This is a genomic window from Pseudomonas sp. Pseusp11, from assembly GCF_047304405.1.
In the GTDB taxonomy this organism is placed as follows: Bacteria; Pseudomonadota; Gammaproteobacteria; order Pseudomonadales; family Pseudomonadaceae; genus Aquipseudomonas.
Map to the genome: position 1 here is coordinate 44,805 of NZ_JBGLZF010000026.1, position 25,928 is coordinate 70,732.

General features: G+C 59.5%; 23 protein-coding genes and 1 tRNA gene. 18 read left to right on the top strand and 6 right to left on the bottom strand.

Features of this window, described 5'->3' with window-relative positions:
• Positions 1 to 117 precede the first annotated feature (117 nt).
• The 3 genes from ACCC96_RS20615 to ACCC96_RS20625 all read left to right on the top strand — a co-directional run bounded on the left by ACCC96_RS20615 (position 118) and on the right by ACCC96_RS20625 (position 4,235).
• Complete coding sequence (locus ACCC96_RS20615) at positions 118 to 1,389, top strand: YeaH/YhbH family protein (RefSeq protein WP_018928847.1); 1,272 nt, start codon at positions 118 to 120, stop codon at positions 1,387 to 1,389.
• Positions 1,386 to 2,948: a SpoVR family protein gene (locus ACCC96_RS20620; protein ID WP_018928846.1), complete on the top strand. Its 1,563-nt coding sequence runs from the start codon at positions 1,386 to 1,388 to the stop codon at positions 2,946 to 2,948. Before ACCC96_RS20615 ends, ACCC96_RS20620 begins: the two co-directional genes overlap by 4 nt.
• Before the next feature lie 63 nt (positions 2,949 to 3,011).
• Positions 3,012 to 4,235 carry a multifunctional CCA addition/repair protein gene (locus ACCC96_RS20625; RefSeq protein ID WP_413696758.1) on the top strand — a complete coding sequence of 408 codons (1,224 nt, stop codon included), beginning with the start codon at positions 3,012 to 3,014 and terminating at the stop codon, positions 4,233 to 4,235.
• 115 nt (positions 4,236 to 4,350) lie between these two features.
• On the opposite strand, the gene folK is transcribed toward ACCC96_RS20625, so the two are convergent.
• Both folK and folB read right to left on the bottom strand, forming a co-directional pair.
• Entirely contained in the window at positions 4,351 to 4,869 is a 519-nt protein-coding gene (folK, locus tag ACCC96_RS20630; RefSeq protein ID WP_018928844.1) for a 2-amino-4-hydroxy-6-hydroxymethyldihydropteridine diphosphokinase, read from the bottom strand.
• Positions 4,860 to 5,213 carry a dihydroneopterin aldolase gene (folB, locus tag ACCC96_RS20635; protein ID WP_019650332.1) on the bottom strand — a complete coding sequence of 118 codons (354 nt, stop codon included), beginning with the start codon at positions 5,211 to 5,213 and terminating at the stop codon, positions 4,860 to 4,862. Before folB ends, folK begins: the two co-directional genes overlap by 10 nt.
• Positions 5,214 to 5,287: 74 nt before the next feature.
• Between folB and plsY the strand changes: the two genes are divergently transcribed.
• The gene (plsY, locus tag ACCC96_RS20640; protein WP_413696759.1) at positions 5,288 to 5,857 is read left to right on the top strand and encodes a glycerol-3-phosphate 1-O-acyltransferase PlsY; all 570 of its coding nucleotides are present in this window, start codon (positions 5,288 to 5,290) and stop codon (positions 5,855 to 5,857) included.
• 23 nt (positions 5,858 to 5,880) lie between these two features.
• Here plsY and tsaD read toward each other — a convergent pair whose 3' ends face one another.
• Positions 5,881 to 6,906 carry a tRNA (adenosine(37)-N6)-threonylcarbamoyltransferase complex transferase subunit TsaD gene (gene tsaD / locus ACCC96_RS20645; protein WP_019650330.1) on the bottom strand — a complete coding sequence of 342 codons (1,026 nt, stop codon included), beginning with the start codon at positions 6,904 to 6,906 and terminating at the stop codon, positions 5,881 to 5,883.
• A 199-nt stretch (positions 6,907 to 7,105) separates the two neighbouring features.
• On the opposite strand from tsaD, the gene rpsU reads away from it, so the two are divergent.
• From rpsU to ACCC96_RS20670, 5 genes are all read left to right on the top strand, one after another.
• The gene (gene rpsU, locus ACCC96_RS20650; RefSeq protein WP_002551877.1) at positions 7,106 to 7,321 is read left to right on the top strand and encodes a 30S ribosomal protein S21; all 216 of its coding nucleotides are present in this window, start codon (positions 7,106 to 7,108) and stop codon (positions 7,319 to 7,321) included.
• Positions 7,322 to 7,803: 482 nt separating this feature from the next.
• A complete protein-coding gene (gene dnaG, locus ACCC96_RS20655) occupies positions 7,804 to 9,771 on the top strand; it encodes a DNA primase (protein ID WP_019650328.1) in 1,968 nt (655 codons plus the stop codon).
• 67 nt (positions 9,772 to 9,838) lie between these two features.
• Entirely contained in the window at positions 9,839 to 11,686 is a 1,848-nt protein-coding gene (rpoD, locus tag ACCC96_RS20660; protein ID WP_019580727.1) for an RNA polymerase sigma factor RpoD, read from the top strand.
• 123 nt (positions 11,687 to 11,809) lie between these two features.
• On the top strand, positions 11,810 to 15,556 hold the full coding sequence (locus tag ACCC96_RS20665; RefSeq protein WP_413696760.1) for a bifunctional diguanylate cyclase/phosphodiesterase: 3,747 nt from the start codon (positions 11,810 to 11,812) through the stop codon (positions 15,554 to 15,556).
• 15 nt (positions 15,557 to 15,571) lie between these two features.
• Positions 15,572 to 15,648, top strand: a tRNA-Ile gene (locus ACCC96_RS20670).
• A gap of 65 nt (positions 15,649 to 15,713) precedes the next feature.
• On the opposite strand, the gene ACCC96_RS20675 is transcribed toward ACCC96_RS20670, so the two are convergent.
• Together ACCC96_RS20675 and ACCC96_RS20680 are read right to left on the bottom strand one after the other, a co-directional pair.
• Positions 15,714 to 15,899, bottom strand: coding sequence for a hypothetical protein (locus ACCC96_RS20675; RefSeq protein ID WP_007936539.1), 186 nt, complete (start codon positions 15,897 to 15,899; stop codon positions 15,714 to 15,716).
• A gap of 125 nt (positions 15,900 to 16,024) precedes the next feature.
• Positions 16,025 to 16,219 (bottom strand): hypothetical protein, encoded by a 195-nt coding sequence (locus tag ACCC96_RS20680; RefSeq protein WP_018928835.1) that lies wholly within the window; start codon positions 16,217 to 16,219, stop codon positions 16,025 to 16,027.
• A gap of 449 nt (positions 16,220 to 16,668) precedes the next feature.
• Here ACCC96_RS20680 and ACCC96_RS20685 point away from each other — a divergent pair, with 449 nt between their 5' ends.
• Positions 16,669 to 16,977, top strand: coding sequence for a DUF3077 domain-containing protein (locus ACCC96_RS20685; RefSeq protein WP_019580722.1), 309 nt, complete (start codon positions 16,669 to 16,671; stop codon positions 16,975 to 16,977).
• 70 nt (positions 16,978 to 17,047) lie between these two features.
• Here ACCC96_RS20685 and ACCC96_RS20690 read toward each other — a convergent pair whose 3' ends face one another.
• A complete protein-coding gene (locus ACCC96_RS20690) occupies positions 17,048 to 17,692 on the bottom strand; it encodes a peptidase M41 (RefSeq protein ID WP_413696761.1) in 645 nt (214 codons plus the stop codon).
• A gap of 137 nt (positions 17,693 to 17,829) precedes the next feature.
• On the opposite strand from ACCC96_RS20690, the gene ACCC96_RS20695 reads away from it, so the two are divergent.
• From ACCC96_RS20695 to pqqD, 8 genes are all read left to right on the top strand, one after another.
• Positions 17,830 to 18,291, top strand: a complete 462-nt coding sequence (locus ACCC96_RS20695) for an Lrp/AsnC family transcriptional regulator (protein WP_007980298.1) — start codon at positions 17,830 to 17,832, stop codon at positions 18,289 to 18,291.
• A 217-nt stretch (positions 18,292 to 18,508) separates the two neighbouring features.
• Positions 18,509 to 20,191 carry a flavin monoamine oxidase family protein gene (locus ACCC96_RS20700; RefSeq protein WP_018928833.1) on the top strand — a complete coding sequence of 561 codons (1,683 nt, stop codon included), beginning with the start codon at positions 18,509 to 18,511 and terminating at the stop codon, positions 20,189 to 20,191.
• Positions 20,192 to 20,203: 12 nt separating this feature from the next.
• Positions 20,204 to 20,998 carry a carbon-nitrogen hydrolase family protein gene (locus ACCC96_RS20705; protein ID WP_413696762.1) on the top strand — a complete coding sequence of 265 codons (795 nt, stop codon included), beginning with the start codon at positions 20,204 to 20,206 and terminating at the stop codon, positions 20,996 to 20,998.
• A 107-nt stretch (positions 20,999 to 21,105) separates the two neighbouring features.
• On the top strand, positions 21,106 to 23,544 hold the full coding sequence (pqqF, locus tag ACCC96_RS20710; RefSeq protein WP_413696763.1) for a pyrroloquinoline quinone biosynthesis protein PqqF: 2,439 nt from the start codon (positions 21,106 to 21,108) through the stop codon (positions 23,542 to 23,544).
• Between the two features lie 156 nt (positions 23,545 to 23,700).
• Complete coding sequence (gene pqqA / locus ACCC96_RS20715; protein WP_009045898.1) at positions 23,701 to 23,775, top strand: pyrroloquinoline quinone precursor peptide PqqA; 75 nt, start codon at positions 23,701 to 23,703, stop codon at positions 23,773 to 23,775.
• Between the two features lie 84 nt (positions 23,776 to 23,859).
• On the top strand, positions 23,860 to 24,771 hold the full coding sequence (pqqB, locus tag ACCC96_RS20720; RefSeq protein WP_018928830.1) for a pyrroloquinoline quinone biosynthesis protein PqqB: 912 nt from the start codon (positions 23,860 to 23,862) through the stop codon (positions 24,769 to 24,771).
• A 132-nt stretch (positions 24,772 to 24,903) separates the two neighbouring features.
• Complete coding sequence (pqqC, locus tag ACCC96_RS20725; protein WP_007936521.1) at positions 24,904 to 25,656, top strand: pyrroloquinoline-quinone synthase PqqC; 753 nt, start codon at positions 24,904 to 24,906, stop codon at positions 25,654 to 25,656.
• Positions 25,653 to 25,928 (top strand): pyrroloquinoline quinone biosynthesis peptide chaperone PqqD, encoded by a 276-nt coding sequence (gene pqqD, locus ACCC96_RS20730; RefSeq protein ID WP_019580716.1) that lies wholly within the window; start codon positions 25,653 to 25,655, stop codon positions 25,926 to 25,928. Before pqqC ends, pqqD begins: the two co-directional genes overlap by 4 nt.

Below are 25,928 nucleotides of genomic sequence, written 5' to 3' on the forward strand. Positions count from 1 at the left end.
TCGGTAACGAGGTTAAGGCAGCATCCAGAAGCGCTTGGGGGAGCGTGAACATCCCTCGGCACAGGTCGATGCTGCGTAACCGCTCGCCCCTTTCAGGACAGCTTCTAAGGAGCAGTCATGAGCTATGTGATCGACCGACGTCTCAATGGCAAGAACAAGAGCACGGTAAACCGTCAGCGGTTTCTGCGGCGCTACCGTGATCACATCAAAAAGGCCGTCGAAGAGGCGGTAGGCCGGCGTTCCATTACCGATATGGAACACGGCGAGCAAATCAGCATTCCCGGCCGCGACATCGACGAGCCGGTGCTTCACCATGGCCGGGGCGGCAAGCAGACCATCGTGCACCCGGGCAACAAGGAGTTCACCAGCGGCGAGCACATTGCCCGTCCGCCCGGAGGTGGCGGCGGCAGAGGCCCCGGTAAGGCCGGTAACTCGGGTGAAGGGATGGACGAGTTCGTATTCCAGATCACCCAGGAAGAATTCCTCGAATTCATGTTCGAGGACCTTGAACTGCCTAACCTGGTCAAACGTCACCTGACTGGCACCGACACCTTCAAGACCGTACGCGCGGGCATCAGCAACGAGGGCAACCCGTCACGGATCAACATTATCCGCACGCTGCGTTCGGCCCATGCCCGGCGAATCGCCCTGTCCGGCAGCAGCCGGGCAAAACTGCGCGAAGTCAAAGAGGAACTCGCCCGGCTTAGACGGGAGGAGCCGGACAACTTCGGCGACATCCAGGAACTCGAAGCGGAAATCGAGAAACTCAGTGCGCGCATTCACCGAGTGCCATTTCTCGACACCTTTGACCTCAAGTACAACCTGTTGATCAAACAGCCGAACCCGAGCTCCAAAGCAGTGATGTTCTGCCTGATGGACGTGTCCGGCTCCATGACCCAGGCGACCAAGGACATCGCCAAGCGCTTCTTCATCCTGCTGTACCTGTTCCTCAAGCGGAACTACGACAAAATCGACGTCGTGTTCATCCGCCACCACACCAGTGCCCGCGAAGTGGATGAGGAGGAGTTTTTCTACTCCCGGGAAACCGGCGGCACCATCGTCTCCAGTGCCCTGAAACTGATGCAGGAGATCATGGCCGAGCGTTATCCAAGCAATGAGTGGAATATCTATGCTGCCCAGGCGTCCGACGGTGACAACTGGAACGATGACTCGCCGATCTGCCGCGACATCCTGATCAACCAGATCATGCCGTTCGTGCAGTACTACACTTATGTAGAGATTACCCCGCGCGAACACCAGGCCCTATGGTTCGAGTACGAACGCATCGCCGAAGCCTTCTCTGACACTTTTGCCCAGCAGCAACTGGTCTCGGCCGGGGATATCTATCCGGTCTTCCGTGAACTCTTCCAGCGCAGGTTAGTGACATGACCGCCAAAGAGCAGAAGCGCCAACCCATTTCCACCGGCTCTGAATGGACGTTCGAGCTGATCCAGGCCTACGACCGCGAAATCAGTCGTCTTGCGGCCCGCTATGCGCTCGATACCTACCCCAACCAGATCGAAGTGATCACTGCCGAACAGATGATGGACGCCTACGCCTCTGTGGGCATGCCCCTGGGTTATCACCATTGGTCCTATGGCAAACACTTCCTAAGTACCGAAAAATCCTACAGCCGCGGCCAGATGGGGCTGGCCTACGAGATTGTGATCAACTCGGACCCTTGCATCGCCTATCTGATGGAAGAAAACACCATCTGCATGCAGGCCCTGGTGGTGGCTCACGCCTGCTATGGCCATAACAGCTTCTTCAAGGGTAATTACCTGTTCCGCACCTGGACCGACGCCAGCTCGATCATCGATTACCTGGTGTTCGCCAAGCAGTACATCATGCAGTGCGAAGAACGCCACGGTATCGACGCGGTAGAGGACTTGCTCGATTCCTGCCATGCGCTGATGAATTACGGGGTCGACCGTTACAAACGCCCTTATCCGATTTCCGCCGAAGAAGAACGCCGTCGGCAGAAGGATCGGGAAGAACATCTGCAAAAGCAGATCAACGATTTGTGGCGAACCATTCCAAAAGGCGCGGACAAATTCAGCGACAAGGACAACGCACGCTTCCCCGCCGAGCCCCAGGAAAACATCCTGTATTTCATCGAAAAACACGCCCCGCTGCTGGAGCCATGGCAACGTGAAATCGTGCGGATCGTGCGCAAGATCGCCCAGTATTTTTATCCACAGCGCCAGACGCAGGTGATGAACGAAGGCTGGGCCACCTTCTGGCACTACACCTTGATGAACGACTTGTATGACGAAGGCCTGGTCACCGATGGCTTCATGATGGAGTTCCTGACGTCCCATACCAGCGTGGTGTTCCAGCCGGGCTTCGACAGCCCCTACTACAGCGGAATCAACCCCTACACCCTCGGTTTTGCCATGTATCGCGATATCCGGCGGATATGCGAACAGCCTACCGAAGAGGACTACCGCTGGTTCCCGGAAATCGCCGGCACAGACTGGCTGTCCAGCATCAAATTCGCCATGAGCAGCTTCAAGGACGAGAGCTTCATCCTGCAGTACCTGTCACCGAAGGTAATCCGCGACCTGAAGCTGTTCAGCATTCTCGATGACGATCAGAAGGACGATCTGCTGGTTCCGGCGATCCACGATGAAGAGGGCTATCGAACCATCCGCGAAACCCTGGCGGCGCAATACAATCTGGGCAATCGTGAACCCAACATCCAGATCTATAGCATCGACCGGCGCGGCGACCGCTCGCTGACCTTGCGTCACCAGCAGCACGACCGCAAGCCACTGGGCGATTCCACCGAGGAAGTGCTCAAGCACCTGCACCGGCTGTGGGGCTTCGACATTCACCTGGAAACCCTGCAAGGGGATCAGGTGGTGAAAACCCACCATGTTCCACCCAGAAGCGAACACGGCGAGGGGGACTACGGCCGGCTAGACCTGGCTGTCATTCATCTTTGATCCTGTTTCGGCCTCCGGAAGTTCGACGCAAAGGTTATTCTGTCGGGCTAACGGAGGTTTTTTATGCAGATTTATAAAGTCGGTGGTGCGGTACGCGATCGCCTGCTGGGCAGGCCTGTCACCGATATCGACTGGGTCGTGGTAGGCGCCACCACCGAAGAAATGCTCGCCAAGGGCTTTCGCCCGGTGGGTGCGGATTTTCCGGTGTTTCTTCACCCCAAAAGCGGTGAGGAATACGCCCTCGCCCGCACCGAGCGCAAAAGCGGGCGCGGTTACGGCGGCTTCACCTTTCACGCCAGCCCCGAAGTCACGCTCGAAGAAGACCTGATACGTCGTGACCTGACGATCAACGCCATGGCCGAAGACGATCAGCAGAACCTGACCGACCCCTACCATGGCCAGCGGGATCTCGAGGCTCGCCTGCTTCGTCACGTTTCCCCCGCGTTCACCGAAGATCCGCTCCGCGTTCTGCGCGTTGCCCGCTTCGCCGCGCGTTATGCAGGGCTGGGTTTCACCGTCGCCCCCGAGACACTGGCGCTGATGCGGCAACTCAGCGAATCGGGTGAACTGGAGGCACTGACCGCGGAACGCAGCTGGAAAGAAATCGCCCGCGCGCTGATGGAAGACCAACCCCAGGTGTTCATCCAGGTGCTGCGCGAGTGCGGTGCGCTCAAAGTGCTGATGCCGGAAGTCGATGCCCTGTTCGGTGTACCGCAACCCGAAGCCCATCACCCGGAAATAGACACAGGCGTGCATACCCTGAGCGTGCTGGAGCAAGCGGCACAGCACAAACAACCGCTGACCGTACGCTGGGCCTGCCTGCTGCATGACTTGGGCAAAGGACTGACGCCCGAGGAGGAATGGCCTCGCCACATCGCTCACGAGCACAAAGGCCTGAAGCTGATCAAAGCAGTCAACGAGCGCTTCAAGGCACCGAAGGATTGTCAGGAATTGGCACTGCTGGTGGGCGAGTATCACACCCATGGCCACCGAGCTCTGGAGCTGAAACCGTCGACCTTGCTGGAGTTGCTGCAGAGTTTCGACGTCTACCGTCGACCTCAGCGCTTTGAGGAGTTTATTGCGGCGTGCGAGATGGACGCTCGAGGGCGCAAAGGCCTGGAACAGCGAAGTTATCCACAGGCGGATTATTTGCGCGGAGCGGCGACTGCAGCGCGAAGCGTGGCGGTTCAGCCGTTGCTGGAGAAGGGATTCAAGGGACCGGAGCTGGGCGAGGCGATCAAGCGCGAGCGGCTCAAGGCGTTGAAGGCTTACAAAGAACAAGCGTAAGCAAGGGCAAAAGATCGCAGCCTGCGGCAGCTCCTACAGGGCCTGGCATACACTCGCGATGTCGCGGGGTGAACCGGTTCGACGTAGGAGCTGCCGAAGGCTGCGATCTTTTGCTTTACAGCATATCGGAGGGGGTCAACTGCTCACCGCGCCACTCAAAAGCCACCGGCGCCAACACCTGATCGATCCGCGCCTCGCTCCACAAGGTCGCAAAGCTTTTGCCTACACCCGGATGCACTCTGTCCGGCGCAATCAGCGACAACGGCCACAACACGAAGGCGTTTTTCAGAATCTCTGCCCGCGGCAAGACCAAACCATCGAAATTACCCACCAGATCGCCGAACAGCAGCACGTCGATATCCAGCGGCAAGCCCTTGCGGTCCGGCGCGTAGCGGCCGTTATCCGCTTCGATGAATTTCAGCCGTCGATCCAGTTCCATCAGCGGCAGATCGGTATAGGCCGAGACCACAAAGTTGAAAAACGGCCCGCTCTTGATCCCCACCGGCTGGCTTTCGAACACCGCCGAGCAGCGCATATCCACCAGGAAACCCGCCAGGGCGTCCAGGCCAGCCTGCAAATGGGATTCGCGCTCGATATTGCTACCGAGCCCGAGATACACCTGAGTCAGCGACATCCGCGCTCGATCTCCACGCCCACGCCCTTGGCCGCCGGAACGGCACCTGGCTTGGTCAGCCTGAGGTGCATCCAGGTGATCTTGAATTCACTCATCAGCACTTCAGCCAGACGTTCGGCAAAGGTCTCGACCAGCTGGAACTGCGCCTGCTCGGCAAAAGCCTGGATGCGTGACGAAACGCTCGCGTAGTCAAGCGCCAGGGTCAGGTCATCACCGGCGGCGGCCGGACGATTGTCCCAGGCGAAGCTCAGATCAAGTCGCAGACACTGTCGGATGCCTCGTTCCCAGTCGTAGGCACCAATCACGGTGTCGACTTCCAGGCCCTCGATAAACACTCTGTCCAAGCACTTCTCTCCGCTGCACGACAAGGGCGCAATGCGCCGTTAGAATCAGGGCGTCCTCGCCCGGAATAGTTAGCATGTTTTGGTCACTGGCGATTTTCGCCTACCTGCTCGGCTCTCTGTCCTTCGCCATTTTGCTCAGCCGCCTGACCGGTAACCCCGATCCGCGAATGAGTGGCTCGGGCAATGCCGGTGCCACCAACATGTTGCGTCTGGCCGGCAAAAAACTCGCCGTCCTGACCTTGCTCGGCGACCTCTGCAAAGGCCTGCTGCCAGTGCTGGTCGCAGGTGCAATGGGCCTTTCACTACAGGAACAAGCCTGGATCGGCGTCTTCGCCGTCATCGGTCATCTGTTCCCACTGTACTTCCGTTTTCGCGGCGGCAAAGGTGTCGCCACCGCGGCCGGCATGCTGCTGGGGCTCTATCCACCCGCTGCGCTGCTGGCAGTCTGCGCCTGGCTGTTGACGTTCTACCTGACCCGCACCAGCTCACTCGCCGCCCTGATTGCCACACCCCTGACCCTGCCGCTGCTCGCCTGGCAAGAGCCGGCGGCACTGCTGCCCATGAGCGCGCTCACGGGGCTGATCGTCTGGCGTCATCGCGGCAATCTACGCGACCTGTTTGCCGGGCGCGAACGGCATTTTTAAATGCCACACGTGAGCACCGCTCATCACAGCGCCGACAGCTGCTCCATCGGCCAACGCGCCTGCACGCTGATCGCCAGGCTTTCGTGCTGACCAGCCTGCAAGCGCTGGCAGCCGGCAAACGCAATCATCGCACCGTTGTCGGTGCAGAACTCCGGACGGGCATAAAACACATCGCCCTTCATGTCGCCGAGCATTTTTTCCAGTGACGTGCGCAACGCCTTGTTGGCGCTGACGCCGCCAGCGATCACCAGACGCTTCATGCCGGCCTGTTTCAGGGCACGCTTGCACTTGATGGTCAAAGTCTCCACCACGGCCTGCTGGAACGCCAGCGAGATGTCGCAACGGGCTTGCTCGCCGTCGTCCCCGGCGCTGACGCATTGCTGCCAGGTGTTCAAGGCGAAGGTTTTCAAACCGCTGAAGCTAAACGCCAGGCCCGGACGATCACACATCGGACGCGGGAAGACGAAACGTCCGTCAACGCCTTGCGCCGCCAGACGAGCGATCTCCGGCCCCCCCGGATAATTGAGGCCCATCATTTTTGCAGTTTTGTCGAACGCTTCGCCGGCGGCATCATCGAGGGTCTCGCCCAAGAGCGTGTACTGACCGATCCCGTCGACCTGAACCAGCTGTGTATGACCGCCCGAGACCAACAAAGCGACGAACGGGAACTCCGGTGGCTGCGGCTCCAGCATCGGCGCCAGCAAGTGACCTTCCATGTGGTGCACGCCCAGCGCCGGGATACCCCAGGCAAAGGCCAGCGCCTGCGCGCAGGAAGCCCCTACCAGCAAGGCTCCGACCAGGCCGGGGCCGGCGGTATAAGCGATGGCATCGATCTCGGTCGGCACGCAGTCGGCCTCCGCCAGCACCTGACGGATCAAGGGCAGCATGCGTTTGACGTGATCGCGCGAAGCCAGCTCCGGCACAACGCCGCCATAGGCGCGATGCAGGTCGATCTGACTGAACAGCGCATCGGCCAACAACCCGCGTTCACTGTCGTAAAGTGCGACACCGGTTTCGTCGCAAGAGGTTTCTAATCCCAGTACTAGCATGGGTTTGCGCCTTGTAGAGGCTGAATTCGAAGGCGCGCATAATAGTCGTCGCGTGATGCCCCGACCAGCGGTTTTCGATCAGAGGCTTTGCATTCCGAGCGATGAGGGGTTAACATCCGCAACCCTTAAAAACCGACGTCTTCAAGTGCTCTTTTGCCGCGAGGATGTTGACCCCGGTAATGAATGAAGGTAGCTCTGGATGCCAGCCGTCAAAGTTAAAGAGAACGAACCCTTCGACGTAGCTCTGCGTCGTTTCAAGCGCTCCTGCGAAAAAGCCGGTGTACTGGCTGAAGTTCGTAGCCGCGAATTTTACGAGAAGCCTACTTCTGAGCGTAAGCGTAAAGCAGCAGCCGCTGTTAAGCGTCACGCCAAGAAAGTACAGCGCGAACAGCGCCGCGCCGTTCGTCTGTACTAATACGCAGACGATCGTAGCAAGCTTCTGCCAAGCCCGGCCCTCAGCCGGGCTAATGGCATTTGCGGACAACGCTTGATGCTTCACCGTCAAAGCCGCAGACGCGACCGAGACAAACCTGCTTCACAGCGTCAGACCTGGCTCTTTTGCCAGCGGTGCACGTCTTTTCTGACGAGCCTTTCAAGGCTACTGACGAGCACACCCACTGATTCCTCTCACGACGATCAGCCCAAGGCACCTTCTTGCGTGCCCGCTTATGAGCTATCCGAGGCCATTGACTGGCCGTCGCCGGACTCAGCGAAACACTTTCATATAGTCGAATGCTGATCGGTACTAACGTCAGCGGATTTTCGGCAGATACACTTCCTGACAGCGATTACGCAGACGACACCGGTCGAGCCGCACACCCTGCGCGCCTCAAACAATGACCCGCGTTCGGCCGCACTTCGTTTCGGGTCCATTTCAGCGCAGATGACGAGAACGCCATGGCCGGGCTAATTCCCCAGAGCTTCATTGACGACCTTCTGAACCGCACCGACATCGTCGATGTGGTCAGCTCGCGCCTGCAAATGAAAAAGGCCGGCAAGAACTACACTGCCTGCTGCCCGTTTCACAAAGAAAAAACCCCCTCTTTCAGCGTCAGCCCCGACAAACAGTTCTATTACTGCTTCGGCTGCGGCGCTGGCGGTAACGCCCTCGGCTTCATCATGGACCACGACAACCTGGACTTCCCCCAGGCTGTCGAAGAACTGGCCAAAGCCGCCGGCATGGAAATCCCCCGCGAAGAAAGCGGCCGACCGCACAAACCGCGGCAGCCCACCGACTCGCCTCTGTATCCACTGCTCACTGCCGCCGCCGATTTTTACCGTCAGGCCCTGAAAAGCCATCCATCGCGCAAAGCGGCTGTGGATTACTTGAAAGGTCGTGGATTGACCGGCGAAATCGCCCGGGACTTTGGCCTCGGTTTCGCCCCGCCCGGCTGGGACAATCTGTTCAAGCACTTGAGCAGCGACACCCTGCAGCAAAAGGCCATGATCGATGCCGGCCTGCTGGTGGAGAACGCCGAAACCGGCAAGCGCTACGACCGCTTCCGCGATCGCGTGATGTTCCCGATCCGCGACAGCCGCGGGCGCATCATCGCCTTCGGCGGCCGGGTGCTGGGCGACGACAAGCCGAAATACCTGAACTCACCGGAAACCCCGGTTTTTCATAAGGGCCAGGAACTCTACGGTCTTTACGAAGCACGCAAGAACAACCGCAACCTCGACGAAATCATCGTCGTCGAAGGCTACATGGACGTCATCGCCCTCGCCCAGCAAGGCCTGCGCAATGCTGTGGCGACCCTGGGCACCGCCACCAGCGAAGAGCACTTGAAGCGACTGTTTCGCGTCGTACCCAACGTACTGTTCTGCTTCGACGGCGACCAGGCCGGTCGCAACGCTGCGTGGCGCGCACTGGAGGCGACGCTGCCGAGCCTGCAGGACGGACGGCGTGCACGCTTTCTATTCCTGCCCGAAGGCGAAGACCCGGACACCCTGGTCCGCTCCGAAGGCACTGACGCCTTCCGCGCGCGGATCAATCAGCATGCACAGCCATTGGCCGATTATTTTTTCCAACAGCTGACCGAGGAATCGGACCCGCGCTCGCTTGAAGGCAAGGCCCACATGGCCACCCTCGCCGCGCCGCTGATCGACAAAGTCCCGGGCGCCAACCTGCGCATTCTGATGCGCCAGCGCCTGACCGAAATTACCGGGCTCAGCGGTGAAGCTGTGAGCCAACTGGTGCAAAGCGCACCTCAGGAAGCACCACCGGCGTACGACCCGGGCATTGATTACGACGCCATGCCGGATTACAGCGACTACCATCAACCGCAGGCGCAAGAGATGTATGTGCCGCAGCAGGAGTGGACGCCGAAGAAACCGGGTGCCGGCGGCAAGAAATGGGACAAGAAGCCGTGGGACAAGAACGGCAAACGCGGCGGCGATCGCGATCAACCACGCGCGCCACGGGTACCGGCCGCTGTAGAGCCACCCACCCTGGCCGCCTTGCGCACGCTGCTGCATCACCCGCAACTGGCCGAAAAAGTCGAGGATGCCGGGCACTTTGCGGCCGAAGACCACACTAACACGCAACTGCTGGTCGCCCTGCTCGAAGCCGTACAGAAGAATCCCAAGCTAAACTCATTTCAACTGATTGCGCGTTGGCACGGCACTGAACAGGGCCGACTGCTGAAAGCGCTGGCAGAAAAGGAATGGCTGATTGATGGAGATAACCTTGAACAACAGTTTTTCGACACCATTACTAGCTTGTCAGCCCGCCAACGCGAGCGAAATCTGGAACAACTTCTTCGAAAAGCGCGTCAAAGTGAGTTGAGTGCCGAAGAAAAAAATCAACTGCGCGATCTTTTAAGCCGCAATGTTTGCGCATCAAACCCGACCTCAACTGGCGCGTGAGGTCATAGCTCAGGTATAATCCTCGGCTTGTTTTTTGCCCGCCAAGACCTTCAGTGGATAGGGTGTTATGTCCGGAAAAGCGCAACAGCAGTCTCGTATCAAAGAGTTGATCACACTTGGTCGTGAGCAGGGCTACCTGACTTACGCGGAGGTCAACGACCACCTGCCGGAGGATATTTCAGATCCGGAACAGGTGGAAGACATCATCCGCATGATCAATGACATGGGGATCAACGTATTCGAGGTTGCGCCAGATAAGGATTCCCTTATGCTGGCCGACGCCGATACCGACGAAGCCGCGGCCGAAGAGGCAGCTGCAGCGTTGGCAGCGGTCGAGACCGACATTGGTCGCACCACCGACCCAGTGCGCATGTACATGCGTGAAATGGGTACGGTAGAGCTCCTCACACGTGAAGGCGAAATCGAAATCGCCAAGCGTATTGAAGAGGGCATCCGCGAAGTGATGGGCGCAATCGCGCACTTCCCTGGCACGGTTGACCATATTCTCTCCGAGTACACTCGCGTCACCACCGAAGGTGGCCGCCTGTCCGACGTCCTGAGCGGTTATATCGACCCGGACGACGGCATTGCGCCGCCTGCAGCCGAAGTGCCACCGCCTGTCGACCCGAAAGCCGCTCCAGCTGCCGACGACACCGACGACGATGACGCCGAAGCAAGCGATGACGAAGAAGAAGCCGAAAGCGGTCCGGATCCGGTCATCGCCGCACAGCGTTTTGGCGCTGTCGCCGACCAGATGGAAATCACCCGCAAGGCGCTGAAAAAGCACGGTCGCTACAACAAGGCTGCGATTGCCGAGCTGTTGGCCCTGGCTGAGCTGTTCATGCCGATCAAACTGGTGCCGAAGCAATTCGAAGGCCTGGTCGAGCGTGTTCGCAGCGCCCTGGATCGTCTGCGTCAGCAAGAGCGCGCGATCATGCAATTGTGCGTTCGTGATGCCCGCATGCCGCGTGCCGACTTCCTGCGCCAGTTCCCGGGCAATGAAGTCGACGAAAGCTGGAGCGATGCACTGGCCAAAGGCAAAAGCAAATACGCTGAAGCCATTGGTCGCCTGCAACCGGACATCATTCGTTGCCAGCAGAAGCTGACCGCGCTGGAAACCGAAACCGGTTTGACGATCGCCGAGATCAAGGACATCAACCGTCGCATGTCGATCGGTGAGGCCAAGGCCCGCCGCGCGAAGAAAGAGATGGTCGAAGCGAACTTGCGTCTGGTGATCTCCATCGCCAAGAAGTACACCAACCGTGGCCTGCAGTTCCTCGATCTGATCCAGGAAGGCAACATTGGCTTGATGAAAGCGGTAGACAAGTTCGAATACCGCCGTGGCTACAAATTCTCGACTTATGCCACCTGGTGGATCCGTCAGGCGATCACTCGCTCGATCGCCGACCAGGCCCGCACCATCCGTATTCCGGTGCACATGATCGAGACGATCAACAAGCTCAACCGTATTTCCCGGCAGATGTTGCAGGAAATGGGTCGCGAACCGACCCCGGAAGAGCTGGGCGAACGCATGGAAATGCCTGAGGACAAGATTCGCAAGGTATTGAAGATCGCTAAAGAGCCGATCTCCATGGAAACCCCGATCGGTGATGACGAAGACTCCCATCTGGGTGACTTCATCGAAGACTCGACCATGCAGTCGCCAATCGATGTCGCCACCGTTGAGAGCCTTAAAGAAGCGACTCGCGAAGTCCTGTCCGGCCTCACTGCCCGTGAAGCCAAGGTTTTGCGCATGCGTTTCGGTATCGACATGAATACCGACCACACCCTCGAGGAGGTTGGTAAGCAGTTCGACGTGACCCGTGAACGGATTCGTCAGATCGAAGCCAAGGCGCTGCGCAAGCTGCGCCACCCGACGAGAAGCGAGCATTTGCGCTCCTTCCTCGACGAGTGATCACAGAACCCCCGGCCCAGGCCGGGGGTTTTGCTTTATACAGATTAAATGCCCCGCACGTCCCACCCGCCGAATAGCCCGTCTACACTCGAAGCATTCCCCCAAAGCCATAACGAGACCGTTATGCCCAGATGGTCGACCGTGCTTTTTTTGCTGTCGCTGATGACCTGGACCGCAACGGCTGGCGCGCTGACTCTGACCGACGAAGAACGTAGCTGGCTGGCGGCTCACCCGGAATTGCGCCTGGGCGTCGATGCCTCCTGGCCGCCGTTTGAGTTTCGCGACGATCATGGGCGTTATCAGGGCCTGGCAGCAGACTATATCAACGTCATCCGGCAACGGCTGGCCATCAAACTCACACCCATCGAACCGGTCAGCTGGACTGAAGTGCTGCAGCAGGCCAAACAAGGCAAGCTAGACATCTTGCCGGGCATCATGTCGACCCCCGAGCGCCAGACCTATCTGTCGTTCACCCGCCCCTACCTCGATTTTCCGATTGTCATTCTGGCCCATGTCGGAGGCCCCCAACCGCGCAAACTCAAAGATCTGTACGGGCTGAAGATCGCCGTGGTGGAAAACTACGCCCCCCATGAACTGTTGCGCACCCAGCATCCCGACCTGAATCTGGTGGCGATGCCCAATGTCAGCTCGGCATTGCAAGCGCTGGCTACCGACGAAGTGGACGCGGTCGTGGGCGATCTCGCCTCAAGTGTCTGGAGCCTGCGCCAGCTCAAGCTCGAAGGGCTCTACGTCAGCGGTGAGACGCCCTACCGCTACCAATTGGCGATGGCCGTCCCCCCGAACAACAAGCTGCTGGTCAGTATCCTGGACAAAGTCCTGGCAGACATGAGCCCGAGTGAAATCAGTGCCATCCAGGAACATTGGGTCGGTAACGTCCTGGATCATCGGACCTTCTGGTCCGACGTGCTGATTTACGGCCTGCCAGGGCTATTGGCTCTGATGATCGTGCTGGCAGTGGTGATCCGGATCAATCGCCGACTGAGTTCGGAAATAGCCCGCAGGGTCGACCTGGAACAGGAGCTGCGCAGCAGCGAATACCATTACCGCGGGCTGGTGGAGAGTCTTTCAGCCATCGCCTGGGAAGCGCAGATCAGCGATTACACCTACAGTTACGTGTCGCCCCACGCCCAGGACCTCCTCGGTTATCCCCTGTCCCATTGGCTGATTCCGGGCTTCTGGCGCAACATCATCCACCCCGCGGACCTCACCCGGGCCCAGGCCTTCTGCGACCGTGAAGTGGCGGCCGGGCGCGATCACAGCGTCGATTACCGGGTCATCACCGCTGACGGCCGCTGCCTGTGGGTCCGCGATATCGTCAGCCTGATCGAACACGGTCATGAACCGGTCCTGCGCGGGCTGATGATCGACATCAGCGAAGCCAAACGCACCGAAGAGGCGCTGCGCCTGTCGGAACAGAAGTTCGCCTCGGTATTCCAGCAATGCCCGGATATTCTGGTGATTGCACGGCTTTCCGACGGCTGCCTGCTGGAAGTCAACGAAGCGTTCGAGGAACAGATCGGCCTCAAGGCCGAAGACGTTATAGGCCAGACGGCCACCGACCTGAACATCTGGGGCGTTCCTGGCGTGGGACCGGGCTTGCTGCAGCGGTTGCAGGCCGGCAGTATCCGCAACCTGGAGATGCCCTTTCGCCGCAACAATGGCCAGGTGTTCACTGGTCTGATTTCCGCCGAACCTTTCGACCTCGACACGACCCCGGCCCTGGTGGTGGTGGTGCGAGACATCAGTCAGCTCAAGGAAACCCAGCAACAGCTGCAAACCTCCGAAGAGAAATTCGCCAAGGCCTTCCACGCCTCCCCCGACGGCTTGCTGCTGTCCCGGCAGAGCGACGGCCTGCTATTGGAAGTCAACGAAGGTTTCAGCCGTATAACCGGGTTCAACAGTGCGATGTCTGTGGATCGGTCGGCGCTGGACCTGGGGATCTGGGTCAATCTCAACGAGCGCAAACAGATGCTCGAATTGCTGCACCGGGATGGTTTCGTCCGCGACTTCAGTTGCCACATCCGCCGCAAGGACGGGCAGATCCGGCTCTGCGAAGTTTCAAGCCGGCCACTGCCCATCGGCGATGAAGACTGCATGCTGACCATCGCCCGGGACATTACCGAACGGCACCTGATGCAGGAAAAACTGCAACAGGCCGCCACCGTGTTCGAAAGCACCGCCGAGGGTGTCTTGATCACCGATACCCAACAGCACATCAGCGCGGTCAATCGGGCCTTCACCGAAATCACCGGCTACAGCGAGACCGAAGCACTGGGCCACACCCCTCGCCTGCTCGCCTCGGGCCTGCACGACAGCGCCTTCTATGCTGCGATGTGGCATCAACTGACCGCCGAAGGTCATTGGCAAGGCGAGATTTCCAACCGGCGCAAGAACGGCGAGCTCTACCCGAGCTGGCTGACCATCAGCGCAGTGCGCAACCGGGACAAACTCATCACCCACTTTGTCGCGGTGTTCGCGGACATTTCCAGCCTCAAGCATGCGCAAGCCAAACTCGACTACCAGGCGCACCACGATCCGCTGACCGGCCTGCCGAATCGCACACTGTTCGAAAGCCGCCTGCTGACCGCGCTGAACAACCAGCAGGAAAACGGTGGACAAGGCGCCGTGCTATTCCTGGACCTGGACCGTTTCAAACACATCAACGACAGCCTCGGTCACCCGGTCGGCGACCTGCTGCTCAAAGGCATCGCCGTACGCCTCAAGGAGCAGTTGCGCGATATCGATACCGTGGCGCGGCTGGGTGGCGACGAATTCATCATCCTGCTCCCTGGCCTGCAACAGGCCAGCGATGCCGACAACATTGCCACCAAGCTGCTCAATTGCTTCAGCGCCCCTTTCCAGGCCGGCGAGCACGAGTTTTTTATCAGCGCCAGTATCGGCACCAGCCTGTATCCCAAGGACGGCTGCGACGTTGCCACGCTGGTCAAGAACGCCGATGCCGCGATGTATCGCTCCAAGGCCAAGGGCCGTAACCGGGTTGAAAGCTACACCCGCGACCTCACCGCCCAGGCCAGCGAACGCGTGGCACTGGAGCATGAACTGCGACGTGCCATCGAGCGCAATGAGCTGTTTTTGTACTACCAGCCCAAAATCAGCCTCAAGGATCATCGGCTGGTCGGTGCCGAAGCGCTGATTCGCTGGCATCACCCGACCTTCGGCGATGTGCCCCCCGAGCACTTCATTCCCCTGGCCGAAGAAAACGGCATGATCCTGCAAATCGGCGATTGGGTACTGGAAACCGCCTGCCGGCAGATGTACGAGTGGAATCAGGTCTATGAGTGCCTCGGCCCGCTCTCGGTCAACCTGGCAGGCGCTCAATTACGCCAGCCGAACCTGCTCGGCCGGATCGAGCAATTGCTCAAGGACAACCGCCTCAAACCTGATTTTCTGCAACTGGAGATTACCGAAAACTTCATCATGAGCCAGGCCGAAGAAGCGCTGGCGGTCCTGCATCAACTCAAACGCCTGGGCGTGCAACTGGCGATCGATGACTTCGGCACCGGCTATTCGTCCCTGAGCTACCTCAAACGCCTGCCGCTGGACATCCTCAAGATCGACCAATCCTTCGTCCGCGGCTTGCCGGACGACCCGCACGACGCGGCGATTGTCCGCGCAATCATTGCCCTGGGCCGCAGCATGCAATTCACCGTCATCGCCGAAGGCGTCGAAACCCATGCCCAGCAACAATTCCTCACCACCGAAGGCTGCGAACAGATCCAGGGCTACATCGTCAGCCTGCCACTTCCCCCCGACGAATTCGCCGCGACGTTTCTTCGTATAACCGTATCGGATTTTTCGGATAGCACAGCCGAGAAACCATCGCTATAATCCGCGGCCTACTGAGGGCCTATAGCTCAGTTGGTTAGAGCAGAGGACTCATAATCCTTTGGTCCACGGTTCAAGTCCGTGTGGGCCCACCAAACAAGAAAGCCGCGCTAATGCGCGGCTTTTGCGTTTTCTGAGATTGACGTTTGGTCTTAGGGGTTTAGACCAGCCGAGCCACCAAGGCGACGACGGCAAAGGTCACTAGGGCCAGCGCGGCGCCGAGCCCAAACGGCAGTAGTATCGCTCGGGTCGCAGTGGGTGCTGGGCTACGCATGTCTTCAGCCAAAGCGGCCACGTCTCGGTGCAACTGTTCAATGCTGGCTTGAGTCGTGGGGGGTGTGGACATACTGCGTCTTCCTGTGTGGATCACGGGCCGCGCCTAATGCGCTAGCCCTAGTTGGATAAGGTGGGCTGCTCCGCGGCAAAACTCAAGCGCCGCCGATGATTGGCTGCGCTCTGGCGGGCTCGGTATTAGAGCTTGGACCACAGCCCAACGGCTGCGACGAAGGCGGTGACCAGACCCGCGCCCACCGCAAACGGATACCAAAAGGCTTCCTGTCTGAGCTTACTTTCTTCGGCCATAAACTTGCGGGTCTCGGCCATGAATTTCCGGATTTCGACTTGGAGCTTATCGAGTTCCAGATTATCGCGGTCATTCTGTAGCATCAGTCATCCTGTCGGAGCTCGGGTCGCGCCTTATGCGCTGCTCCGAGGCGGGCCGTGCATCATTATTCCTATCTGCCGTCTAGGTTATATTTTGTGCGGACGGTGGGTTATCAGATGACGTCCGCCAAGGTTGTAGGCAAACTCCGAGAATTGCGTAATGGGCGCATTTGGGCACTTTGCCGCCTTGTTGGGCTTTTCTTCGACGGGATACTCTCCGGACGTCGCTGCCAATGCAGCGATCGGGTGTGGTAGCCCGGTGAAACCAGCGCAACAGTGCACTCATAACGAATACAGGCAGTTTTTATACCTGTGATCTTGATATGGCGGCTGTGCGTGGGACGCCCTCGGGCGTGCCGGTTCCTTGGTTCCCGGTTTACCACCCTGCGTACAGCTGCCACCTTTTCGTGTGGTAACGAGAAGGGCAGCTCCTCGAACCCAGGAGTAAAACCATGACCAAAACAATTCCGCCCGCAGCTTCCGAACTGAAAACCATCGGCCTCACGCCCTTCACCTATTGCTCGGATCAGCCACTGTTCCACGTCAGCGCTGGCGTCCCCATCCTCGACGCATTGACTCAAACCTCCGATCTGCTATCCCTCGCCAAATCATTTGCCGAGGACGCAGCCTACGCAAAAGACACCGACCGCCACGCCTGGGCCGCACACTACCTGACGGCGATGAGCAAAGCGGTGATTGATGATGTGGTGAAAGTGCTGACACCGCGACCTGCCCGGACGGCGACGGAGTCCGAGGAATAGCGCCTGCTCATTTCTTGAAACACGCCCCGATTGTTCGGGGCTTCCTGATCGTGGTCGGGAGTTCGGATGCTTAAGCCCAAACACTCAACATTGGAATGGCCTGCACTGGCTCCAACCGTTCAAGCATTCCCCCCGTCAACACAACCTCATACGTATCCGCCGGCCTACCCCACTGCTCCACAATGACCATGCGCTCCACCAAAAGCCCCGCCAATCCAGTAATCGTATCGGCCAACACCTCGACGATTTCTTGGGTGCGCAACCACAAGCGATCATTAATTTCTGTCAGCTCAGCAATGATGCTGTCGGACGACGCTGGATCCGTATCGGGACAGGCGATATTTCGAAGCAAGTACCGCAATTCTCTTATTTTTGCGTGATCCTGTTCCGCTCCAAACTCTCCGTTCAGGATGGCTGCCGCTTTCGACTTATCGACGCGTTTCTCGGGCGAATGCTTTGGCGGTAATGTCTGCGCCATGGCGCCGGCGAAGAGGACCATTATCCGGGCTTCCAAATGTTCCTTCATGGCTTCGAGCGACGAAATGGACCGCGTCAAGGTAATGGAGGCCCCGCCATGGTGCGTCAGGCCCATGGTCACTTTCAGGGTCACATCACCCGTTTCAAAACCCAGGGCTCGGGCTACGACGTAATGCCCCATTTCGTGATTGGCAATCTGCAATGCATAGTCGCGCAGAGCCGCAGGCATACCCTTCATTTCATCCCCTCGCTTCGCAGCTCCTGGTTACGCATTCGACTACGAGTGACAATTTGTGTCCATCCAATTAACCCGTTGAGGGCATGGACTGCCTGTAATATGCCTGCCCATTGCTCTGTACCGCTGGAGATACCCCTTTGCCTGACACTCGCCCGCCTGTTCTCGACGAAATCGACCGCCAATTGATCGCCGCCCTGCAGATCAATGCCCGTGAAAGTGTGGCCATGCTCGCCCGGCAGCTGGGCATCGCCCGCACCACCGTCACTTCGCGCCTGGCCCGGTTGGAAAAGGCCAAGGTGATCACCGGTTACGGCGTGCGACTGGGTCAGCGTGTGGTGGATGGCGGATTGCAGGCTTACGTCGGGATTACGGTGCAACCGAGGTCTGGCAAGGAAGTGCTGCGACGACTTAGCGCCATGGCTCAGGTGCAGCAGCTGTGTGCGGTGAGTGGCGAGTTTGACTATGTGGCGTGGTTGCGCACCGATTCGCCGGAGCAGCTGGATCAGTTGCTGGATCAGATCGGCAGTGTAGATGGGGTGGAGAAGACGACGACTTCGATCATCCTGAGCAGCAAGATTGATCGGGGGCAGCCGGTTTGAGGCCTTCGGTGTCTGGTCGGAACTCTTCGCGGGCAAGTCGGATCGCCGCACTGCTCACACCTACAATATGTAGTGATACATCGTCATATTGATAAAACAATTAGCAAAACGACGACACATTGCGTCTTATTAACGTGTTCTACGCTCTCTAGAATGGCTGCCATCTTTTCCTATACTCAGACGCGCATCCTGCGTCGGGTCGCCAGCAAGGTCATCCATGAACAAGAACAATCGCCATCCTGCAGACGGTAAAAAACCAGTCACTATTTTCGGCCCGGACTTTCCTTTCGCCTTCGACGACTGGATCGAGCACCCGGCCGGCCTGGGGAGCATTCCGGCGCACAATCACGGCGCCGAGGTGGCGATTGTCGGGGCTGGCATTGCCGGTCTGGTGGCCGCCTATGAACTGATGAAACTGGGCCTCAAGCCGGTCGTCTACGAAGCCTCGAAAATGGGCGGTCGTCTGCGCTCCCAGGCGTTCAACGGTGCCGAAGGCATCATCGCCGAGCTCGGCGGCATGCGTTTCCCGGTGTCGTCCACTGCGTTTTATCACTACGTCGACAAGCTCGGCCTCGAGACCAAGCCCTTCCCGAACCCGCTGACCCCCGCGTCTGGCAGCACGGTGATCGATCTGGAAGGCAAAACCCATTACGCACAGAAACTGGCGGATCTTCCTGCACTGTTCCAGGAAGTCGCTGACGCCTGGGCCGATGCCCTGGAAGACGGTTCGCGCTTCGGCGAGATCCAGCAGGCGATCCGCGATCGCGACGTGCCACGCCTCAAGGAGTTGTGGAACACCCTCGTGCCGCTGTGGGACGACCGCACGTTCTACGATTTCGTCGCCACCTCCAAAGCCTTCGCCAAGCTCTCCTTCCATCACCGTGAAGTGTTCGGCCAGGTTGGTTTCGGCACCGGCGGATGGGACTCGGACTTCCCCAACTCGATGCTGGAAATTTTCCGCGTGGTGATGACCAACTGCGACGATCACCAGCACCTGGTGGTCGGCGGCGTGGAACAAGTACCGCAGGGCATTTGGCGCCATGTGCCGGAGCGTTGCGTGCACTGGCCGGAAGGCACCAGCCTCAGCTCGCTGCACAACGGCGCGCCACGTACCGGCGTGAAGAAAATTGCCCACGCGGCAGGCGGCCGTTTTGCGGTCACCGACAACTGGGGCGACACCCGCGAATACGCAGCGGTGTTGACCACTTGCCAGAGCTGGCTGCTGACCACCCAGATCGAATGCGACGAGAGCCTGTTCTCGCAAAAAATGTGGATGGCTCTGGACCGCACCCGCTACATGCAGTCGTCGAAAACTTTCGTGATGGTCGACCGTCCGTTCTGGAAGGACAAAGACCCGGAAACCGGCCGCGACCTGATGAGCATGACCCTCACTGATCGCCTGACCCGTGGCACGTACTTGTTCGATAACGGCGACGACAAGCCTGGGGTGATTTGCCTGTCGTACTCGTGGATGAGCGACGCCCTGAAAATGCTTCCACAGCCAGTGGAAAAGCGCGTGAAGCTGGCGCTGGATGCGCTGAAGAAGATCTACCCGAAAGTCGACATCGCCGCGCGGATCATCGGCGATCCGATCACCGTGTCGTGGGAAGCCGACCCACATTTCCTCGGGGCCTTCAAAGGCGCGCTGCCCGGTCACTACCGCTACAACCAGCGCATGTATGCGCACTTCATGCAGGACGACATGCCGCCCGAGCAACGCGGGATTTTCATCGCCGGCGATGACGTTTCGTGGACGCCGGCGTGGGTTGAAGGCGCGGTGCAGACGTCGCTCAACGCGGTGTGGGGCATCATGAAACACTTTGGCGGTGAAACTCACGCCGAAAACCCGGGTCCAGGAGATGTGTTCAACGAGATCGGTCCGATCGCCCTGCCCGAGTAAGAGGAATCCGAAATGCGCGTAGCCCTTTACCAATGTCCACCGCGGCCCCTGGATGTCGCAGGCAACCTGCAACGCCTGCATCAACTGGCGCTGGAGGCCAAGGGCGCGGACTTGCTGGTGCTGCCGGAGATGTTCCTGACCGGCTACAACATCGGCATAGACGCCGTCAGCGTGCTGGCGGAGGTGCACAACGGTGAATCGGCGCAGCAAATCGCGCGCATCGCCAAGGCAGCCGGGATCGCCATTCTGTATGGCTACCCGGAGCGTACCGAGGACGGGCAGATCTACAACGCCGTGCAGTTGATCGACGCCAATGGCGAGCGGCTCTGCAACTACCGCAAGACTCATCTGTTCGGTGACCTCGATCACTCGATGTTCAGCCCCGGGCCGGATGAGTTTCCGTTGGTTGAACTCAATGGCTGGAAGCTTGGCTTTTTGATCTGCTACGACCTGGAGTTCCCGGAGAACGCCCGGCGTCTGGCGTTGGCCGGTGCCGAGCTGATCCTGGTGCCGACGGCGAACATGATTCCCTACGATTTCATCGCCGACGTCACCGTCCGCGCCCGGGCCTTCGAAAACCAGTGTTATGTGGCTTACGCCAACTACTGTGGGAGCGAGGGCGAGATCCAGTATTGCGGCCAGAGCAGCATCGCCGCGCCGGATGGCAGCCGTATCGCCCAGGCCGGCCTTGATGAATCGCTGATTGTCGGTGAGCTGGATCGCCAACTGATGATCGATTCCCGCGCCGCCAACCGCTACTTCCTCGATCGCCGTCCCGAGCTTTACGGCGCGCTGAACAAGCGCTGATCCACTTAGGGGGCGTTCTCAATCAGTTTCCCCGGCGCAGTGTGGAAACTGATTGAGAACGCCCCCTAATCCGCTAGCATTAGCGCTTCTCTGTTCTGGAAGTGCTCATGCCTGCGCTGAATCACCCCCACCTTCACACTGAAACCCTGGCCAACGGTCTGCGGGTGACGCTGCGTCATGCTCCCGGTTTGAAGCGCGGCGCCGCTGCGTTGCGGGTCGCTGCCGGCAGTCACGACGTGCCATCGGCCTGGCCGGGGCTGGCGCACTTTCTCGAGCATTTGCTGTTCCTGGGTACAGAGCGCTTTCCCGCAGGACAAGGGCTGATGGCCTATGTGCAAGGTCATGGCGGGCAGGTGAATGCGCGCACCAGCGAACGGACGACGGACTTCTTTTTCGAACTGCCGCCCCAGGCGTTCAGCGCTGGGCTGGAGCATCTGTCAGACATGCTCGCCCATCCGCGTATGAATCCGGACGATCAGCGGCGGGAACGGGAAGTGCTGCACGCCGAATTTGTCGCCTGGTCGCGGGATGCCACAGCCCAACAGCAATTCGCGCTGTTCGACGGGCTCTCGGCGGCTCACCCGTTACGGGCGTTTCATGCTGGCAACCGTTACAGCCTGCCGATTCCGCAGCCCGAGTTTCAGCAAGCGTTGAAGGACTTCCATCAGCAGTTTTATCAGACCGGGCAAATGACGTTGAGCCTGGCCGGCCCGCAGAGTCTCGAAGAATTGAAAGGGATGGCGCAGGCGTTTGCCATTGCCATTCCCGCCGGTGAAAAAGTCCCTCAGGCAAAGCCCACCCTGTTGATGGACTCTTCGGCCAATAGTTATCAACAGGCTGGAGAACGTCGACTGGACCTGCTGTTCTCCTTCGAAGCGCTGCCCGACTCATCGCCCGAAGCGCTGGCGTTCCTGTGCCATTGGCTGACCGCCGCAAAACCCGGCGGCCTGTTAGCGCAGCTGCGAGACAGCGGGCTGGCGGACAACCTGAAAGCCGCGCCGCTCTACCGCTACGCCGGGCAAGCCTTGTTGCACATCGAATTCACGCTGCCCGCGAACGCCACGCAATCGGGCAGCGTGATCCGTGAAGGGCTTCTGGATTGGCTGGGCTTTTTTTCCTCCCGTCAGGATTGGGCCCCATTACGCGAAGAATATGCCGCCCTGCAGAAGCGCCAACAGCATGTCAGCAGCGCCTTGCAACTGGCCCAACGGGACAGCGAGCAACTTGAACCGGGGTTGTCCGAACAGGGCGTTGTCGCCCTCAAGGCAATCCTGCAACAAATCGGCGCTGTGGATAACTTCACCGGCCAGTGGCAACTACCGACCCCCAACCCGTTTTTGCGTACCGAGACTCCAGCCCAGAATGCCGGCTTGATTCGCGGCCAGACCAGCGCCCACCGTGGCCTGCGGACCTTTGCCCAGGATCGCTCGCGCAGTCGCCGCGAACGTTCGCCGATGCAGTTCAGTCAGGCGTTGCCGGATAACACGGATGAAGGCGCGGTTTATCTGCGCTGGCGCCTGGAGTCCGCGCCTCACAACGGCCTACAGTCGCATCTGGAAAACAACCTGCTGCCGTTGCGCGAAGAGGCACGTCAGGCCGGTGTCGACGTTTCCTTCAGCGCATCGGGCAATGAATGGCTGCTGAGACTGACGGGGCTGCAGGAACCGATGCCAACAGTCCTTGAACATGTGCTGAAAGCGCTGACAAAACCTGATGCTCGTTCCTTACAGGAAGCACCGACGGCCACCCCATTGATGCCGATTCGACAGCTGCTCAAGGCGCTGCCCGATCTATGCACTGAACACACCGCAGCCTCGGATGACTTGCAGCAACTCTGGTCGAGCGCGCGTTGGGATGGTCTGGCGACCGGACTGTCGGCCCAGACGCAAGCGGCGATGGGGTTGGCGTTGAGTCGTGTGCCGGGAACGCCTGACCATCAATCGACGTTGCCTTTGTCGATCGGCTCACAGCATCTCTGGAACGCCGTCGATACCGGCTCCAGCGAACACGCGCTGTTACTCTTTTGTCCGACGGCAACCCACGACATCGCCGACGAAGCTGCCTGGCGCTTGCTCGCACACCTGTGCCAGACACCGTTCTATCAACGCTTGCGGGTAGAGCTGCAACTCGGTTACGCGGTATTCAGCGGGCTGCGCCAGATCAACGGTCAGACCGGGCTGTTGTTCGGCGTGCAATCGCCAAGCGTCGCACCTCTGGACTTGTTGCAGCACATCGAACAATTCCTCGGCGAACTGGAAGGGATGATCGAAAGCATCGATGAGCTGACCTTCATCGCCCAACGCCAAGCCCTGGCCGATCAATTCGACAGCACCACCCTGCCCAACGCCCAGGCCGCCGAACTGCTCTGGCAAGGGAAACTGGCCGGCCACTCGTCGGATTATCTGGGCCTTCTACCTCAAGCGATTCTGATGATCGACCGCAAAGCCTTGCTGGCCGCGGCACAGCGACTGAATAGGGCCGAAGGTGGCTGGCGCTGTCTGGCCAGCGGACCTTGCCCGACTACGCGTTGGCAAGTGGCAAAATGATCATTACCGGCGCTGCAATTAGCTTTCTCAAAGATTCGCAGCCAATCGCTCCGTAATTTTGAGTAACATAGCCACCTAACTATCTGAACATCTCCGACTGGAGGTGGACTATATGTATAGGCCTCAACTGTCCCATCCACCTGAAGGAGCGCTCCTATGTCCTGGTCCAAACCTGCTTACACCGACCTGCGTATCGGCTTCGAAGTCACCATGTACTTCGCAAGCCGCTAAGCTCTGCCGTTTGGTAGAGAATGCAGTGCTACGCCTCGGCTTGCCGGGGCGTTTTTATTTTCAGTTTTCAATGATGGAGCGGCCATGTTTGTCCAGATTCTAGGTTCCGCCGCCGGCGGCGGTTTCCCCCAGTGGAACTGCAACTGCGCGAACTGCGCAGGTTTTCGCGACGGCAGCCTGCGGGCCGAAGCGCGTACCCAGTCGTCCATCGCAATTTCCGATGATGGCGTGAACTGGGTGCTGTGCAATGCTTCGCCGGACATCCGCGCCCAGCTCCAGAGTTTCGCGCCGATGCAGCCGGGACGCGCGCTGCGTGATACCGGCATCAGCGCAATCATCCTGATGGACAGCCAGATCGACCACACCACCGGCCTGCTCAGCCTGCGCGAAGGTTGCCCGCATCAGGTCTGGTGCACTGACATGGTCCATGAAGACCTGAGTACCGGGTTCCCGTTGTTCACCATGCTGACCCACTGGAACGGCGGGTTGAACTGGAACCGTATCGAACTCGATCAGAGCTTCACCGTCCCGGCCTGCCCGAACCTGCGTTTCACCCCACTGCCCCTGCGTAGCGCCGCCCCACCCTACTCGCCGCACCGCTTCGACCCGCACCCGGGCGACAACATCGGCCTGATCGTCGAAGACCTGAGCACCGGCGGTAAACTGTTCTATGCACCGGGCTTGGGCAAGGTCGATGCTCCGCTGTTGAAAATCATGGCCAGCAGCGATTGCCTGTTGGTGGACGGTACGATGTGGGACGACGACGAAATGCAGCGCCGTGGTGTCGGCACGCGCACTGGCCGGGAAATGGGCCACCTGGCGCAGAACGGCCCCGGCGGCATGCTCGAAGTGCTGGAACAACTGCCCAAGCAGCGCAAAGTGCTTATCCACATCAACAACACCAACCCGATTCTCGATGAGGATTCGCCAGAGCGTGCGGAGCTGGCCCGTCGTGAAGTTGAAGTGGCTTATGACGGCATGAGTATTGTGCTGTAGTGGATGGCCTCTTCGCGGGCAAGTCGGATCGCCGCACCGCTCGCTCCTACAGGGATAGCGCTATCCCTGTATACCCGCGAAGGCGTCCGACCAGACACCAAAGAATCCACCGGTTGTTCCCGGAGAACCGCAATGACTGACACCCCAATGTCCCCCGCCGAATTCGAAGCGGCCCTGCGCGCCAAGGGCGCCTATTACCACATCTATCACCCGTATCACGTGGCGATGTATGAAGGCCGGGCGACTCGCGAGCAGATCCAGGGCTGGGTCGCCAACCGCTTTTACTATCAGGTGAACATCCCGCTCAAGGACGCCGCGATCCTGGCCAACTGCCCGGACCGCGAAATCCGTCGCGAGTGGATTCAGCGCCTGCTGGACCATGACGGCGCCCCCGGTGAAGACGGCGGTATCGAAGCCTGGTTGCGTCTTGGGCAAGCGGTCGGCCTCGACCCGGATCAGTTGCGCTCCCAGGAACTGGTGCTGCCCGGCGTGCGTTTCGCCGTGGATGCCTACGTCAACTTCGCCCGCCGGGCCCGTTGGCAGGAAGCCGCCAGCAGCTCATTGACCGAGTTGTTCGCGCCGCAGATCCACCAATCGCGCCTCGACAGTTGGCCGCAGCATTACCCGTGGATCGACCCGGCCGGTTACGAATATTTCCGTACGCGCCTGGGCCAGGCTCGCCGAGATGTGGAGCACGGTCTGGCAATCACGTTGCAGCACTACACCACGCGGGAAGGCCAGGAGCGCATGCTGGAAATTCTCCAGTTCAAACTGGACATTCTTTGGAGCATGCTCGACGCCATGAGCATGGCCTACGAACTGAACCGCCCGCCGTACCACAGCGTGACCGAACAGCGGGTCTGGCATAAAGGAATCACCTTATGAGTTTTGATCGCAGCAAAACCCCGACCTGGCGTCCCGGCTACCGTTTCCAGTACGAACCGGCGCAAAAAGGCCATGTGTTGCTCTACCCCGAAGGCATGATCAAACTCAACGATAGCGCCGCGCTGATCGGCGGTTTGATCGATGGCCAGCGAGATGTCGCGGCCATCATCGCCGAGCTCGACAAACAGTTCCCCGGCGTGCCCGAGCTCGGTGACGACATCGAGCAATTCATGGAGGTCGCCCGTGCTCAGCACTGGATCGAACTTGCCTGA